General features: G+C 66.2%; 20 protein-coding genes. All 20 read right to left on the reverse strand.

Going from position 1 to position 13146, the window contains the following annotated elements; genetic code table 11:
- Positions 1–6 precede the first annotated feature (6 nt).
- Positions 7–1407: a polysaccharide deacetylase family protein gene (locus ACIQAC_RS13365; RefSeq protein WP_402190090.1), complete on the reverse strand. Its 1401-nt coding sequence runs from the start codon at positions 1405–1407 to the stop codon at positions 7–9.
- A 100-nt stretch (positions 1408–1507) separates the two neighbouring features.
- Positions 1508–2353: a tRNA pseudouridine(38-40) synthase TruA gene (gene truA / locus ACIQAC_RS13370; RefSeq protein WP_402190091.1), complete on the reverse strand. Its 846-nt coding sequence runs from the start codon at positions 2351–2353 to the stop codon at positions 1508–1510.
- A 140-nt stretch (positions 2354–2493) separates the two neighbouring features.
- The gene (gene rplQ / locus ACIQAC_RS13375) at positions 2494–3009 is read right to left on the reverse strand and encodes a 50S ribosomal protein L17 (protein ID WP_402190093.1); all 516 of its coding nucleotides are present in this window, start codon (positions 3007–3009) and stop codon (positions 2494–2496) included.
- A gap of 187 nt (positions 3010–3196) precedes the next feature.
- The gene (locus tag ACIQAC_RS13380; protein WP_003966937.1) at positions 3197–4219 is read right to left on the reverse strand and encodes a DNA-directed RNA polymerase subunit alpha; all 1023 of its coding nucleotides are present in this window, start codon (positions 4217–4219) and stop codon (positions 3197–3199) included.
- A gap of 113 nt (positions 4220–4332) precedes the next feature.
- On the reverse strand, positions 4333–4737 hold the full coding sequence (gene rpsK / locus ACIQAC_RS13385) for a 30S ribosomal protein S11 (protein WP_003956432.1): 405 nt from the start codon (positions 4735–4737) through the stop codon (positions 4333–4335).
- A gap of 70 nt (positions 4738–4807) precedes the next feature.
- Positions 4808–5188, reverse strand: coding sequence for a 30S ribosomal protein S13 (gene rpsM / locus ACIQAC_RS13390; protein ID WP_402190096.1), 381 nt, complete (start codon positions 5186–5188; stop codon positions 4808–4810).
- A 197-nt stretch (positions 5189–5385) separates the two neighbouring features.
- On the reverse strand, positions 5386–5499 hold the full coding sequence (gene rpmJ / locus ACIQAC_RS13395; RefSeq protein ID WP_003998809.1) for a 50S ribosomal protein L36: 114 nt from the start codon (positions 5497–5499) through the stop codon (positions 5386–5388).
- Positions 5500–5528: 29 nt separating this feature from the next.
- Positions 5529–5750, reverse strand: coding sequence for a translation initiation factor IF-1 (gene infA / locus ACIQAC_RS13400; RefSeq protein WP_003948620.1), 222 nt, complete (start codon positions 5748–5750; stop codon positions 5529–5531).
- Between the two features lie 169 nt (positions 5751–5919).
- Positions 5920–6756: a type I methionyl aminopeptidase gene (map, locus tag ACIQAC_RS13405; RefSeq protein ID WP_402190098.1), complete on the reverse strand. Its 837-nt coding sequence runs from the start codon at positions 6754–6756 to the stop codon at positions 5920–5922.
- Between the two features lie 221 nt (positions 6757–6977).
- Positions 6978–7640 carry an adenylate kinase gene (locus ACIQAC_RS13410; RefSeq protein WP_402190100.1) on the reverse strand — a complete coding sequence of 221 codons (663 nt, stop codon included), beginning with the start codon at positions 7638–7640 and terminating at the stop codon, positions 6978–6980.
- Positions 7640–8953 carry a preprotein translocase subunit SecY gene (gene secY, locus ACIQAC_RS13415; protein WP_402190103.1) on the reverse strand — a complete coding sequence of 438 codons (1314 nt, stop codon included), beginning with the start codon at positions 8951–8953 and terminating at the stop codon, positions 7640–7642. Before secY ends, ACIQAC_RS13410 begins: the two co-directional genes overlap by 1 nt.
- Positions 8954–9197: 244 nt before the next feature.
- Positions 9198–9653, reverse strand: coding sequence for a 50S ribosomal protein L15 (gene rplO / locus ACIQAC_RS13420; RefSeq protein ID WP_402190105.1), 456 nt, complete (start codon positions 9651–9653; stop codon positions 9198–9200).
- 2 nt (positions 9654–9655) lie between these two features.
- A complete protein-coding gene (rpmD, locus tag ACIQAC_RS13425) occupies positions 9656–9838 on the reverse strand; it encodes a 50S ribosomal protein L30 (protein ID WP_402190107.1) in 183 nt (60 codons plus the stop codon).
- Positions 9838–10446: a 30S ribosomal protein S5 gene (rpsE, locus tag ACIQAC_RS13430; RefSeq protein WP_329327209.1), complete on the reverse strand. Its 609-nt coding sequence runs from the start codon at positions 10444–10446 to the stop codon at positions 9838–9840. The genes rpmD and rpsE overlap by 1 nt, the downstream gene beginning before the upstream one ends.
- Before the next feature lie 64 nt (positions 10447–10510).
- Positions 10511–10894 carry a 50S ribosomal protein L18 gene (gene rplR, locus ACIQAC_RS13435; protein WP_402190110.1) on the reverse strand — a complete coding sequence of 128 codons (384 nt, stop codon included), beginning with the start codon at positions 10892–10894 and terminating at the stop codon, positions 10511–10513.
- A 3-nt stretch (positions 10895–10897) separates the two neighbouring features.
- Positions 10898–11437, reverse strand: a complete 540-nt coding sequence (rplF, locus tag ACIQAC_RS13440) for a 50S ribosomal protein L6 (protein WP_402190113.1) — start codon at positions 11435–11437, stop codon at positions 10898–10900.
- Positions 11438–11461: 24 nt separating this feature from the next.
- Positions 11462–11860: a 30S ribosomal protein S8 gene (rpsH, locus tag ACIQAC_RS13445; protein ID WP_007384075.1), complete on the reverse strand. Its 399-nt coding sequence runs from the start codon at positions 11858–11860 to the stop codon at positions 11462–11464.
- 212 nt (positions 11861–12072) lie between these two features.
- Positions 12073–12258: a type Z 30S ribosomal protein S14 gene (locus tag ACIQAC_RS13450; RefSeq protein WP_003948630.1), complete on the reverse strand. Its 186-nt coding sequence runs from the start codon at positions 12256–12258 to the stop codon at positions 12073–12075.
- Positions 12259–12263: 5 nt separating this feature from the next.
- Positions 12264–12821, reverse strand: coding sequence for a 50S ribosomal protein L5 (gene rplE / locus ACIQAC_RS13455; RefSeq protein WP_053753925.1), 558 nt, complete (start codon positions 12819–12821; stop codon positions 12264–12266).
- The gene (rplX, locus tag ACIQAC_RS13460) at positions 12821–13144 is read right to left on the reverse strand and encodes a 50S ribosomal protein L24 (protein WP_030967306.1); all 324 of its coding nucleotides are present in this window, start codon (positions 13142–13144) and stop codon (positions 12821–12823) included. The genes rplE and rplX overlap by 1 nt, the downstream gene beginning before the upstream one ends.
- Between the last annotated feature and the right edge of the window lie 2 nt (positions 13145–13146).

Raw genomic sequence — 13146 nt, forward strand, 5'->3', positions numbered from 1 at the left:
CCGGCGTCACCGGAAGTACCCCATGGCCTCCTGCACGGTGACCACCTCGATGTCCCGCTTCTCGATCTCCGCCATCAGCGTCCGCAACCCACCCTGACTGATCTCGGTGCTCGCGGCAGGCGTCCCCGCAACAACCTTGTGCAGACACAGAATCAGCCAACTACCACTCCCCGCACACCGATCCAGCGCACCCCCCGCACCCACCACCTTGGACAGCGCGGTCCCCCCGACACCCGCCCCGTCCGTGATACCGGTCAGCGCCTTCAGCCGATACGGCATGGCCGGCGCAAAACTCTCGATGGTCTCGGAGACGATCGACCGCGCCGTGGTGAAGTGACGCGCCGCGAGCTGATCGACGGGCACCCCGTCCGTGGTCTTCTGGAACGCCCCGTGCGGATAGGCGAAGTGCTCGCTGGTGAAGCCGTTCCCGACAAGCCACTCCCGGAGCTTGCGGAAGTCGTCGTCGACCTCCTTCGCGGTCAGCTTGGGATAGCTCGCCGTGTGCACGGCGTTGGCGTACGAGTGCCCGGCCATCTCCCACCCGGAGGAGTCCTGGAGGGACCGCATCTGCCCCACACCCACGAACGAGCCGGTGCCTATCGCGTCGGCGATGTTGTAGAGCGTGCCCGGCATCCCGTACGGGTCCATGACCGGACGCGCCAGGTCGTGGACGGACTTGTGCGAGTCGTCGAAGGTGACCGAGACCACGCCCTTGGGGAAGGCGGTCGCGGTGTCGGGCACCAGCTCGACAGCCTGGAGGTGGTACGTGACCGCGCCCGCGGCATCGTCGTACACCGCGAACGACATGTCGGTGAACCCCGACCGCACCGACGGCTCACCCTTCGCGGAGAGCGTGTACGCGCCGGACGCGGAGGTGACGTCGGCCCACTGGAGATGGACGGTGACCCACTCCCCGGACTGGACGAAGTTGGTCCCGGTGCCGGAGTGGGTGTGCACCCGCCAGCTGAACGCGTCCTTGAGCCCGCCCTTGCCGACGTAGAAGACGATCCGGCTGAGCCGGGCGACATCGGTGACCCGGAAGACGAGCCGGATCATCTTGCCGCTGAGGTCCATCGCGCTCAGACCGGTCTTGCGTACGTACGACTGGACACCGCTGCCCGCGGTGGTCACCCGGACCGAGCTGGTGCCCCGCGTGAACACCTCGGTGTCGGCCGGGTTGGACGAGGCCGTGCCCGCGCCACCGGCCGACCAGCCGTGTCCCGACTGGAACTGCTGGCTCCAGGTCGCCCGGCGAAAGCGCGGCCGCACCCCGGTAGGGGCGTACGGCGGCGCCAGCAGACCGTCCGCCGGCGCGGCGTCCGCGGTGGCCAGCAGACTCAGCCCGCCGACCCCGGCCGTGGCCAGTCCCCCCACACCGAGGGTCCGCAGGGCGGAGCGTCTGCCCATCGCGGCGGAATCCTTAGCGCGTCTTCCCAACGTGACTCCTCGGTCGAAATGCCGTTCACCCGACTGTAGTAGCAGGAAACCCACCCATTCCGGGGGCCCCTCAGTGCACTTGGCCCCGCACCCGCCGGGCCTGCCGCTGCCGCTCCGCGAGTTGGTCGTCGGCCGGGTAGGCGACCTCCTCCAGGGTCAGCCCGTGCGGCCGCACCACATGCACGGCGCTGTCCCGCACCCCGGCGTCCAGCACCTTCCGCGGCCACTCCACGCCCCGGTGCCCGTCGCCCACGAACAGCAGCGCACCCACCATGGACCGCACCTGGTTGTGGCAGAAGGCGTCGGCACGCACCTCGATCTCCACCACCCCGTCGGCCGTCCGCCGCACCCCGAAGTCGAAGATCTCCCGGACCGTCGAGGCCCCCTCACGCTTCTTCGCGTACGCCGCGAAGTCGTGCTCTCCGACCAGCGACCCGGCGGCCGCGTCCATGGCCTCGGCGTCCAACTCCCAGTCGTGCCACAGCACATGGTTGCGCAGCAGCGGGTCCACACCGCCGGGCCGGTCGCCGACCCGGTAGACGTAACGCCGCCACAGGGCCGCGAACCGCGCGTTGAACCCCGCCGGCGCCTCACCGATCCGCCACACCCGCACATCCCGGGACAGCCGCCCGGCGAGCCGCTTCAGCAGCTTCTCCCGGTGCTCGGCCCACAGCCCCTCCGGCAGATCGACGTGCGCCACCTGCCCCCGCGCATGCACCCCGGCATCGGTCCGCCCGGCCACCGTCAGCTCGTACGACACGTCCCCCGACCGCGTCACGGTCCGCAGGGCATCCTCGATCTCCCCCTGCACGGTCCGCCGCCCCCCGGCCTGCTTGGCCCACCCGGAGAACTCGGTCCCGTCGTACGACAGGTCGAGCCGCACCCGCACGAAGCCGGGCTGTACGTCGTCACTCACCAGAGATCCTCTCAGCAACAGGAAAGCGGGCCCGCTCCCTGAAAAGGAGCGGACCCGCAACGCCCTGAAGGGGCGCGGGGAACTGCGCGAGCAACCACGACGAAGCCGCAGCCGCCGGAACACAGCCCCCGGCAGAACGCTTACGCGTCCTTGGACTCCTCGTCGGCCTCGGCCGGCTTGGCGTCCTCGACAACCTCGTCGGACTTGGCCTCGACGGCCTCGTCCTTCTTCAGGGTGTCTTCCTTGACCGCACGCTTGGTGGCGGCCTCGGCCTCACCCGTCGCCTGCTGCGCGACGGTCAGCGCCTCGACCAGCTCGATGACGGCCATGGGCGCGTTGTCGCCACGACGGTTACCGATCTTGGTGATACGGGTGTAACCACCGGGACGGTTCTCGTAGCGCGGGCCGATCTCGGTGAAGAGCGTGTGCACGATGCTCTTGTCCGTGATGACCTGAAGCACCTGACGGCGGTTGTGAAGGTCGCCCTTCTTCGCCTTGGTGACCAGACGCTCGGCGTAGGGCCGCAGACGACGGGCCTTCGCCTCGGTGGTGGTGATGCGGCCGTGCTCGAACAGCGACTTCGCGAGGTTCGCGAGAAGCAGCTTCTCGTGCGCGGCACCGCCGCCGAGACGGGCACCCTTGGTGGGCTTCGGCATTTCTCTTCTCCTGTGTGTCTGCCCCGGCCGTATCAGGTACCGGGGTCAGTATCCGAGCAGGCGGCCGCCTGTCGGAGATCCGAGCGCCCTTTCAGACGCCCGGAAGGGCAGCGCCCCAGGGGCGCGGGGAACTGCGCGACCAGCCACAATCGGCCCGCAGCCGCAGTACGGCCTTCCCGCGGAGCGCTTAGTACTGCTCGGTCTCCACAAAGCCCGCATCCGCGTCGTCGTCCGCCCCGAAGGCATCCGCCGCGGCGGTCGGGTCGAACCCGGGAGGCGAGTCCTTGAGCGCAAGCCCCATGCCCGCGAGCTTGGCCTTGACCTCGTCAATGGACTTCGCACCGAAGTTACGGATGTCCAGCAGATCCGCCTCGGAACGAGCCACGAGCTCACCCACGGAGTGGATGCCCTCACGCTTGAGGCAGTTGTACGACCGAACGGTGAGCTCCAGCTCCTCGATCGGCAGGGCGAGATCAGCGGCGAGGGCGGCGTCCGTGGGCGACGGGCCCATGTCGATGCCCTCGGCGTCGATGTTCAGCTCGCGGGCGAGACCGAACAGCTCGACCAGCGTCTTACCGGCGGAGGCCATGGCGTCACGCGGACGCATCGCCTGCTTGGTCTCGACGTCGACGATCAGCTTGTCGAAGTCGGTGCGCTGCTCGACACGCGTGGCCTCGACCTTGTACGTGACCTTGAGAACCGGCGAGTAGATCGAGTCGACCGGGATGCGCCCGATCTCCTGACCGACCTGCTTGTTCTGCACGGCGGAGACGTAACCACGGCCACGCTCGACCGTGAGCTCCATCTCCAGCTTGCCCTTGCCGTTGAGCGTGGCGAGGACGAGGTCGGGGTTGTGCACCTCGACACCGGCCGGGGGCGCGATGTCGGCGGCGGTGACCAGACCCGGGCCCTGCTTGCGCAGGTACATCACGACCGGCTCATCGTGCTCCGAGGAGACGACCAGCTGCTTGATGTTGAGGATCAGGTCGGTGACGTCCTCCTTGACGCCCGGCACGGTGGTGAACTCGTGCAGGACACCGTCGATCCGGATGCTGGTGACAGCCGCACCGGGGATCGACGACAGGAGCGTACGACGGAGGGAGTTGCCGAGGGTGTAGCCGAAGCCCGGCTCCAGCGGCTCGATCACGAACCGGGAGCGGAATTCGTCGACGACCTCTTCGGTCAACGAGGGACGCTGAGCAATCAGCATGTTGCGATCCTTCAGTCATGGACACCCACTATTTGATGTCCTTGAGTACTGCAAGGGTACGGGCGGCACCGCACCGAGGTGCCGTACCGCCCGAAACCTGAGACAACCGTGCGTCAGACGCGGCGGCGCTTGGGCGGACGGCAGCCGTTGTGCGGGGTCGGGGTGACGTCCTGGATGGAGCCGACCTCGAGACCCGTCGCCTGGAGCGAACGGATGGCGGTCTCACGACCGGAACCCGGGCCCTTCACGAACACGTCGACCTTGCGCATGCCGTGCTCCTGAGCGCGGCGGGCAGCCGACTCGGCGGCCATCTGCGCGGCGAACGGCGTGGACTTCCGGGAGCCCTTGAAGCCGACGTGGCCGGCGGAGGCCCAGGAGATCACGTTGCCGGACGGGTCCGTGATGGAAACGATGGTGTTGTTGAACGTGCTCTTGATGTGCGCGTGGCCGTGAGCGACGTTCTTCTTTTCCTTGCGGCGCACCTTCTTGGCAGCGCCCTGACGTCCCTTGGGGGGCATCTACAAACTCCTACGGGGAGGTGGTCGGTCCTACAGCGAAGACCGCTGGTGAAGCGTTGTCCGCTGAGGACTACTTCTTGCCCGGCTTCTTCTTGCCGGCGATGGCGCGACGCGGGCCCTTGCGGGTACGAGCGTTCGTGCTGGTGCGCTGACCGCGGACGGGCAGGCCACGACGGTGGCGCAGACCCTGGTAGCAGCCGATCTCGACCTTGCGGCGGATGTCGGCCTGAACCTCGCGACGGAGGTCACCCTCGGTCTTGATGTTGTTGTCCACGAACTCACGGATCGCGACGAGCTGCTCCTCGGAGAGGTCGCGAACGCGGGTGTTCGGGTCGACGCCGGTGGCGGCCAGCGTCTGCTGCGAAAGGGTTCGGCCGATGCCGAACACGTAGGTGAGGGCGACCTCCACGCGCTTTTCGCGCGGGATGTCAACACCGGAAACGCGTGCCATTCAATGGCTCCTGGTGATCGTCGGAGGTCTTCCACAGAACCGATTCCCAGCCGCCGTGTCAGGTACGAACTGAGTCCCCGGCCTCCGAACCGGGGGTGTCGGACGATCGCTCGCCCGGATTCTGCGTATGAACGTTATTCAGCTCGCGTCGCGCGAATCTCTGCGATCTCGATGCAGAGGGATCGGTCGATCGTGCGTCAGCCCTGGCGCTGCTTGTGGCGCGGGTTCTCGCAGATGACCATGACCCGACCGTGACGGCGGATCACCCTGCACTTGTCGCAGATCTTCTTGACGCTCGGCTTGACCTTCATGGGATTGAGGTTCTCCGAGTCAGAGGGATCTACTTGTAGCGGTAGACGATCCGGCCACGGGTCAGGTCGTACGGAGACAACTCCACCACGACCCGGTCGTCAGGGAGGATGCGGATGTAGTGCATACGCATCTTGCCGCTGATGTGTGCCAGGACCTGGTGGCCGTTCTGGAGCTCGACCTTGAACATGGCGTTCGGCAGAGACTCGACGACAGTGCCCTCGATCTCGATGGCACCTTGCTTCTTGGCCACGCTTCGCCCTTCGGAATCGACTACCTTGATCGACTCCAGCGCATTCCCTTGCGGGCGCATGCAGACATGCGGGTGCACCAGAGCCGACGAGTCAGTCTACGTCAGCACACCCGGAAAGACGAATCGCCGAAGGATGCCCGAAGAAGGAGATCTTTAACCACGCGGGGCGTCATCCCAGGGGATCCGGCGCGGCCACGACCCCGTGCTCGGCGAGCTTCGCCTTCCCGCCATCGGGGGCCGTCAGCACGATCGGCCCCTCCTCGGTCAGCGCGACCGAGTGCTCCCAGTGCGACGACCAGGTCCCGTCGGTCGTGATGACCGTCCAGTCGTCCGCCAGGACCTTCGTCTTCGCGGTGCCGAGCGACACCATCGGCTCGATGGCCAGGCAGAACCCGGGGACCAGCTTCGGCCCCTTCCCCCGCCGCCGGTCGACGTAGTTCAGCAGGTGCGGGTCCATGTGCATCTCGGTGCCGATGCCGTGGCCGCCGTAGTCCTCGATGATCCCGTACCGGCCGCCGCCGGGCTTGGGCTGGCGGCGGATGTACGTCTCGATCGCGCGGGAGACGTCGACGAGCCGGGCGCCCTGCTTCATGGCCGCGATGCCGGCCCACATCGACTCCTCCGTCACCCGGGAGAGCTCGATGAGCTCCGGAGCGTGACCGGAGCCCACGAAGGCCGTGTAGGCCGCGTCACCGTGCCAGCCGTCGACGATCGCGCCGCAGTCGATGGAGATGATGTCGCCGTCCTTGAGGACGACCTCGTCGGACGGGATGCCGTGGACGACGACGTCGTTCGCGGACGTGCAGATCGTCGCGGGGAAACCGCCGTACCCGAGGAAGTTCGACTTGGCGTTGTGCTCCGCGAGCACCTTGCGCGCCACCTCGTCCAGATCCCTGGTGGTGGACCCCGGCACGGCCGCCTCGCGGGTGGCCGCGTGAATGGCGGCAACGACCAGCCCCGCCTCGCGCATCTTGGCGATCTGCTCGGGGTTCTTGATCTGCACCATAGAACGACGGCCTCTCCTGCACCGAAACAAACGGACAACCTCAACGATACGTGGCCCCTACGGCCGCCGGCCGCGTAGCTGCGGGCGATCGTGCCGCAGGGCGATGGGGGGAGGGTGGGCGCAGCGGCACCGGCGAACGCCGCCCAGGAAGACCCCGCCCCCACACAGCAGGCCGCGGCCCCCTGCATCAGGGAACCGCGGCCAAAGCTACGTACGAACAACTAGCGGCCGGCGTCCTCGCGCTTCAGCGCCTCAAGCGCCCGCCCGGTGACCTCACCCACCGCACCCATCGCCTCGATCGTCACCACAAGACCCTGCGTCTTGTAGTAGTCGATGATCGGCTCGGTCTGCGTGTGGTAGACCTCCAGCCGCTTGCGTACGGTCTCCTCGGAGTCGTCGTCCCGCTGGTACAGCTCACCGCCGCAGACGTCACAGACGCCTTCCTCGGCGGGCTTGTTGTACGTCACGTGGAAGACGTGCGAGGAGTCGTTGCGGCAGATACGCCGGCCGGCGATCCGCTTCACGACCTCCTCCTCCGGTGCCTCGAGATCCAGCACCGCGTCCAGCTTGATGCCCTCGGTCGTGAGCAGCTCGTCCAGCGCCTCGGCCTGCGAGACATTGCGCGGGAATCCGTCGAGCAGGAAGCCGTTCACGGCGTCCGGCTGCTCCATGCGGTCCTTGGCCATCGCGATGGTGACCTCGTCGGGGACGAGGTTGCCGGCGTCCATGTAGGACTTCGCGAGTTTCCCGAGCTCGGTCTGCTTGCTGATGTTGGCGCGGAACAGGTCACCGGTCGAGATGTGCGGAACACGCAGCGTCTCGGCAAGCCGTGTGGCCTGCGTACCCTTACCGGCGCCCGGCGGCCCGACGAGGACGATTCGCATCAGCGGAGGAACCCTTCGTAATTGCGCTGCTGGAGCTGGCTCTCGATCTGCTTCACCGTCTCCAGACCCACACCCACGATGATCAGGATGCTGGTGCCGCCGAAGGGGAAGTTCTGGTTTGCCCCGAAACCAGCCAACGCCATTGTCGGGACGAGAGCGATCAGACCCAGATACAGCGAACCCGGCCAGGTGATCCGGTTGAGCACGTAACTCAGATACTCAGCGGTCGGTCGGCCAGCCCGGATGCCCGGGATGAAGCCACCATACTTCTTCATGTTGTCGGCTACTTCTTCGGGGTTGAAGGTGATCGCCACGTAGAAGAACGCGAAGAAAACGATCAGCAAGAAGTAGGACGCGATGTAGTACGGATGGTCACCCTTGACGAGGTGGGCTTCGATCCAGCTCTTCCAGCCCGACGTTCCGCTGGAGAACTGCGCGATCAACGCCGGGATGTAGAGCAGCGACGAGGCGAAGATGACGGGGATCACACCCGCCTGGTTCACCTTGAGGGGGATGTACGTCGAGGTGCCGCCGTAGGACCGGCGGCCGATCATGCGCTTCGCGTACTGCACCGGAATACGGCGCTGGGCCTGCTCGACGAAGACCACCAGGCCGACCATGAACAGGCCGACGAGGATGACCGTGCCGAACTCGATCCAGCCGTCGGCCAGGGAGCCCTGCTGCTTGATGGCCCACAGCGCGGACGGGAAGGTGGCGGCGATCGAGATGAACATCAGGATCGACATGCCGTTGCCGATGCCGCGGTCGGTGACGAGCTCACCGAGCCACATCACGACGGCCGTACCGGCCGTCATGGTGATGACCATGGTGATGGTCACGAAGATGGACTGGTCGGGGACGATCTGACCGGCGACGGTGCAGCCGCTGAAGAGCGCGCCGCTGCGGGCGGTGGCCACCAGGCCGGTGCCCTGGAGGACGGCGAGCGCCACGGTCAGGTAGCGGGTGTACTGCGTGATCTTCGCTGTACCGGCCTGACCCTCCTTCTTGAGGGCCTCAAGACGGGGGATCACCACCGTCAGCAGCTGCAGGATGATGCTCGCTGTGATGTACGGCATGATGCCGAGCGCGAAGATCGTGATCTGCAGCAGCGCACCGCCGCTGAACATGTTGACCAGCCCGAACAGCCCCTGATTTGCGGAGGCCTGGTCGAGACAGGTCTGGACGTTCCTGTAGTCGACACCCGGGATCGGGATATGCGTCCCGATCCGATAGATCACAATGATGCCGAGCGTGAACAGCAGCTTCTTGCGCAGGTCGGGCGTCTTGAACGCCCGGGCGAACGCGGTGAGCACGGTGCCTCCTGCGACCCCCGCGCATCTGCGTCAAGGGTGACGGTCTTGAGGGTCCAATACAACAACGACATAGGTAACGGCCAACTGCCGCTGAAGGTGCCCGTGGTGCGACACCCAGTGAAAGTGGGCAGCGCAAGCCACCTTACCGGCGAGACTGCCACCCTAGGAACGACCAACCGGGGATACCCCATTTGTGGGGTATCCCCGGTCGGGATCGCTCAAGTCATCGAGGCGCCTGAGCTGTTCAGACGAGCTCGGTGACGGTACCGCCGGCGGCGGTGATCTTCTCCTTGGCGGAACCGGAGACGGCGTCGACCGTCACCTGGAGCGCCACGGAGATCTCACCCTGGCCGAGGACCTTGACGAGGCTGTTCTTGCGAACGGCACCCTTGGCCACGAGGCCCTCGACGGTGACCTCGCCACCCTCGGGGAACAGCTCGGCCAGCTTGTCGAGGTTCACGACCTGGTACTCGGTCTTGAACGGGTTCTTGAAGCCCTTGAGCTTCGGGAGACGCATGTGGAGGGGCATCTGGCCACCCTCGAAGCGCTCCGGAACCTGGTAACGGGCCTTGGTGCCCTTGGTACCACGACCGGCCGTCTTACCCTTCGACGCCTCACCACGACCCACACGGGTCTTGGCGGTCTTGGCGCCCGGGGCGGGACGGAGGTTGTGGATCTTCAGCGGGTTGTTTTCCGCCATGATCAGTCGACCTCCTCGACCGTCACGAGGTGACGGACATGGCGCACCATGCCGCGGAACTCGGGGCGGTCCTCCTTGACGACCTGCGTGTTGATCCCCTTGAGACCAAGGGAACGCAGGGTGTCACGGTGGTTCTGCTTACTGCCGATGTACGACTTCGTCTGCGTGATCCGGAGCTGTGCCATTACGCAGCACCAGCCCCGGCACGCGCCCGCAGCAGAGCCGCGGGAGCGACGTCCTCGAGGGGCAGACCACGGCGGGCCGCGATCTCCTCGGGACGCTGAAGACCCTTCAGGGCCGCCACGGTCGCGTGCACGATGTTGATCGCGTTCGACGAACCGAGCGACTTCGACAGCACGTCGTGGATACCGGCGCACTCCAGGACGGCACGCACGGGACCACCGGCGATAACACCGGTACCCGGCGACGCCGGCTTGAGGAGAACGACGCCGGCAGCCTTCTCACCCGTGATCGGGTGCGGGATGGTGCCCTGGATACGGGGGACCTTGAAGAAGTGCTTCTTGGCCTCCTCAACACCCTTGGCGATGGCGGCCGGCACCTCCTTGGCCTTGCCGTAACCGACACCCACGGTGCCGTCACCGTCGCCCACCACGACCAGCGCGGTGAAGCTGAAGCGACGACCACCCTTCACAACCTTGGCGACGCGGTTGATCGCGACGACGCGCTCGACGTACGCGGTCTTCTCGGCGGCAGCTGCGCCGCCGTCACGGCCCTTCCGGTCCCGCCGCTCGCCGCCACCGGCACCGCCACCGCGGCGCTGGGGTCCAGCCATTGGAATTACCTCTCTCTTTATCCGCTAGCTACGCAGCACTGAAAGTCACTGCGCGACGGGCGACTCAGAACTTGAGTCCGGCTTCGCGGGCGGCGTCCGCCAGAGCGGCGATGCGCCCGGCGTACTGGTTGCCACCACGGTCGAATACGACAGCCTCGACGCCGGCCGCCTTGGCACGCTCGGCGACCAGGGCGCCGACCTGCTTGGCCTGCGTGGACTTGTCGCCCTCGCCACCGCGCACCGAGGTGTCCAGGGTGGACGCCGACGCCAGGGTGTGACCCTTGATGTCGTCGATCACCTGGGCCACGATGTGGCGGTTGGAGCGGGTAACGACCAGACGAGGACGCTCCGCCGTACCGTTGATCCGCTTGCGGATCCGGATGTGACGGCGCTTGATCGCGGCGCGCTTGTAGGCGTCGCCCTTGAGGATCTTCTGTCCGTATGCCATGGCTTACTTACCCGCCTTTCCGACCTTGCGGCGGATGACTTCGCCCTCGTACTTGACGCCCTTGGCCTTGTACGGATCGGGCTTGCGCAGCTTGCGGATGTTGGCCGCAACCTCGCCGACCTTCTGCTTGTCGATGCCCTCGACCGAGAAGTGCGTCGGGTTCTCGACCTTGAACGAGATGCCCTCGGGCGCCTCGACGGTGATCGAGTGGCTGTAGCCGAGCGCGAACTCGAGGTTCGAGCCCTTGGCCGCGACGCGGTAACCGACACCGCTGATTTCGAGCTTCTTCACGTAACCCTGGGTCACGCCGGTGATCATGTTCGCCACCAGCGTGCGGGACAGGCCGTGCAGGGCCTTGTTCTGACGCTCGTCGTTGGGACGGGTGACGTTCAGAACGCCATCCTCAGCCCGGACGATCTCGATCGGCGCGGCGACGGTGTGGGTCAGCTCGCCCTTGGGGCCCTTGACCTTCACCGTGCGGCCGTCGATGGTGACATCCACGCCGGCGGGAACCGCGATGGGGAGCTTGCCGATGCGCGACATAGCTGTTTCCTCCGTTCCCTTCCGCTACCAGACGTAGGCGAGAACTTCTCCGCCTACGCCCTTCTTGCCGGCCTGCTTGTCGGTGAGGAGTCCGTGCGACGTGGAGATGATCGCCACGCCCAGACCGCCCAGCACCTTGGGCAGGTTGGTGGACTTCGCGTAAACCCGGAGACCGGGCTTGGAGATCCGCTTGATCCCCGCGATGGAGCGCTCACGGTTGGGGCCGAACTTCAGCTCCAGGACGAGGTTCTTGCCGACCTCGGCGTCCTCGACCTTCCAGCCCGTGATGAAGCCCTCCTGCTGGAGGATCTCCGCGATGTGCGACTTGATCTTCGATGCCGGCATCGTCACGGAGTCGTGGTATGCCGAGTTCGCGTTCCGCAGACGCGTAAGCATGTCTGCGATCGGATCAGTCATGGTCATGAATTGGCCTTCGGCCTCTCTCGCCGGGGTTTCCAGTTGCCCATCCCTCTCCTCGATCCGAGACGAGGCGGGTGCGGTGCGGTGGACCTACGGCGTAGTAAGTCGTATGGGCGGCAATCAGGCGCCCAACCCTCCCAGCCTAAGCCATGAAGGGGTGGGCACCTGACCGAGCCCTTTGCTTACCGAGAGCTTCGGGAGTCCGGAAGTACGGACTACCAGGAGCTCTTGGTCACGCCCGGCAGCTCGCCACGGTGAGCCATCTCACGAAGGCAGACGCGGCACAGGCCGAACTTGCGGTACACGGAGTGCGGACGGCCGCAGCGCTGGCAGCGCGTGTAACCACGCACGCCGAACTTGGGCTTGCGAGCAGCCTTCGCGATAAGAGCCTTCTTCGCCATCTCGCTCATGCCTCCTTGAAGGGGAAGCCGAGGTGACGAAGGAGCGCGCGGCCCTCAGCGTCGTTGGTCGCCGTGGTGACCACGGTGATGTCCATACCCCGGACGCGGTCGATCTTGTCCTGGTCGATCTCGTGGAACATGACCTGCTCCGTGAGACCGAAGGTGTAGTTGCCACGGCCGTCGAACTGCTTGGGGGACAGACCACGGAAGTCGCGGATACGCGGCAGCGCGAGCGACAGGGTGCGGTCCAGGAACTCCCACATGCGGTCGCCACGAAGCGTGACGTGGGCACCGATCGGCTGACCCTCACGCAGCTTGAACTGCGCGATGGACTTGCGGGCCTTGGTGATGGCCGGCTTCTGACCGGTGATGGTGGTCAGGTCACGGACGGCACCGTCCATGAGCTTCGAGTCACGGGCAGCGTCGCCGACACCCATGTTGACCACGATCTTGACGAGGCCGGGGATCTGCATGACGTTCTCGTACTTGAACTCGTCACGCAGCTTGCCCGCGATCTCCTCGCGGTACTTCGTCTTGAGACGCGGAGTGGTGGTGGTAGCCATCAGATGTCCTCACCCGTCCGCTTGGCAACGCGGATCTTGTTGCCCTCGTCGTCGAAGCGGTAACCGACACGCGTGACGACCTTGTTGCCGTCCTTCTCAACGACCAGCTGGACGTTGGAGACGTGGACGGGCGCCTCGGTCGTGACGATGCCGCCGGCCTGCGAACCGCGAGCGGTCGGGCCGGCCTTGGTGTGCTTCTTGACCCGGTTGACACCCTCGACCAGGACACGGTCCTCGCGGGGGTAGGCCGCGATGACCTTGCCCTGCTTGCCCTTGTCCTTACCGGTGATGACCTGGACCAGGTCGCCCTTCTTGATCTTCATGC

Source organism: Streptomyces sp. NPDC088387, assembly GCF_044753385.1.
Lineage (GTDB): Bacteria > Actinomycetota > Actinomycetes > Streptomycetales > Streptomycetaceae > Streptomyces.

Coding starts and splice junctions, on each gene's coding strand:
- ACIQAC_RS13365 (WP_402190090.1), bottom strand. CDS start 1,407: ATGGGCAGACGCTCCGCCCTGCGGACCCTCGGTGTGGGGGGACTGGCC.
- rplQ (WP_402190093.1), bottom strand. CDS start 3,009: ATGCCGAAGCCCACCAAGGGTGCCCGTCTCGGCGGCGGTGCCGCGCAC.
- ACIQAC_RS13380 (WP_003966937.1), bottom strand. CDS start 4,219: ATGCTGATTGCTCAGCGTCCCTCGTTGACCGAAGAGGTCGTCGACGAA.
- rpsK (WP_003956432.1), bottom strand. CDS start 4,737: ATGCCCCCCAAGGGACGTCAGGGCGCTGCCAAGAAGGTGCGCCGCAAG.
- rpsM (WP_402190096.1), bottom strand. CDS start 5,188: ATGGCACGCGTTTCCGGTGTTGACATCCCGCGCGAAAAGCGCGTGGAG.
- rpmJ (WP_003998809.1), bottom strand. CDS start 5,499: ATGAAGGTCAAGCCGAGCGTCAAGAAGATCTGCGACAAGTGCAGGGTG.
- map (WP_402190098.1), bottom strand. CDS start 6,756: ATGGTGCAGATCAAGAACCCCGAGCAGATCGCCAAGATGCGCGAGGCG.
- ACIQAC_RS13410 (WP_402190100.1), bottom strand. CDS start 7,640: ATGCGAATCGTCCTCGTCGGGCCGCCGGGCGCCGGTAAGGGTACGCAG.
- rplO (WP_402190105.1), bottom strand. CDS start 9,653: ATGGCGGAAAACAACCCGCTGAAGATCCACAACCTCCGTCCCGCCCCG.
- rpmD (WP_402190107.1), bottom strand. CDS start 9,838: ATGGCACAGCTCCGGATCACGCAGACGAAGTCGTACATCGGCAGTAAG.
- rpsE (WP_329327209.1), bottom strand. CDS start 10,446: ATGGCTGGACCCCAGCGCCGCGGTGGCGGTGCCGGTGGCGGCGAGCGG.
- rplR (WP_402190110.1), bottom strand. CDS start 10,894: ATGGCATACGGACAGAAGATCCTCAAGGGCGACGCCTACAAGCGCGCC.
- rplF (WP_402190113.1), bottom strand. CDS start 11,437: ATGTCGCGCATCGGCAAGCTCCCCATCGCGGTTCCCGCCGGCGTGGAT.
- rpsH (WP_007384075.1), bottom strand. CDS start 11,860: ATGACCATGACTGATCCGATCGCAGACATGCTTACGCGTCTGCGGAAC.
- ACIQAC_RS13450 (WP_003948630.1), bottom strand. CDS start 12,258: ATGGCGAAGAAGGCTCTTATCGCGAAGGCTGCTCGCAAGCCCAAGTTC.
- rplE (WP_053753925.1), bottom strand. CDS start 12,821: ATGGCTACCACCACCACTCCGCGTCTCAAGACGAAGTACCGCGAGGAG.
- rplX (WP_030967306.1), bottom strand. CDS start 13,144: ATGAAGATCAAGAAGGGCGACCTGGTCCAGGTCATCACCGGTAAGGAC.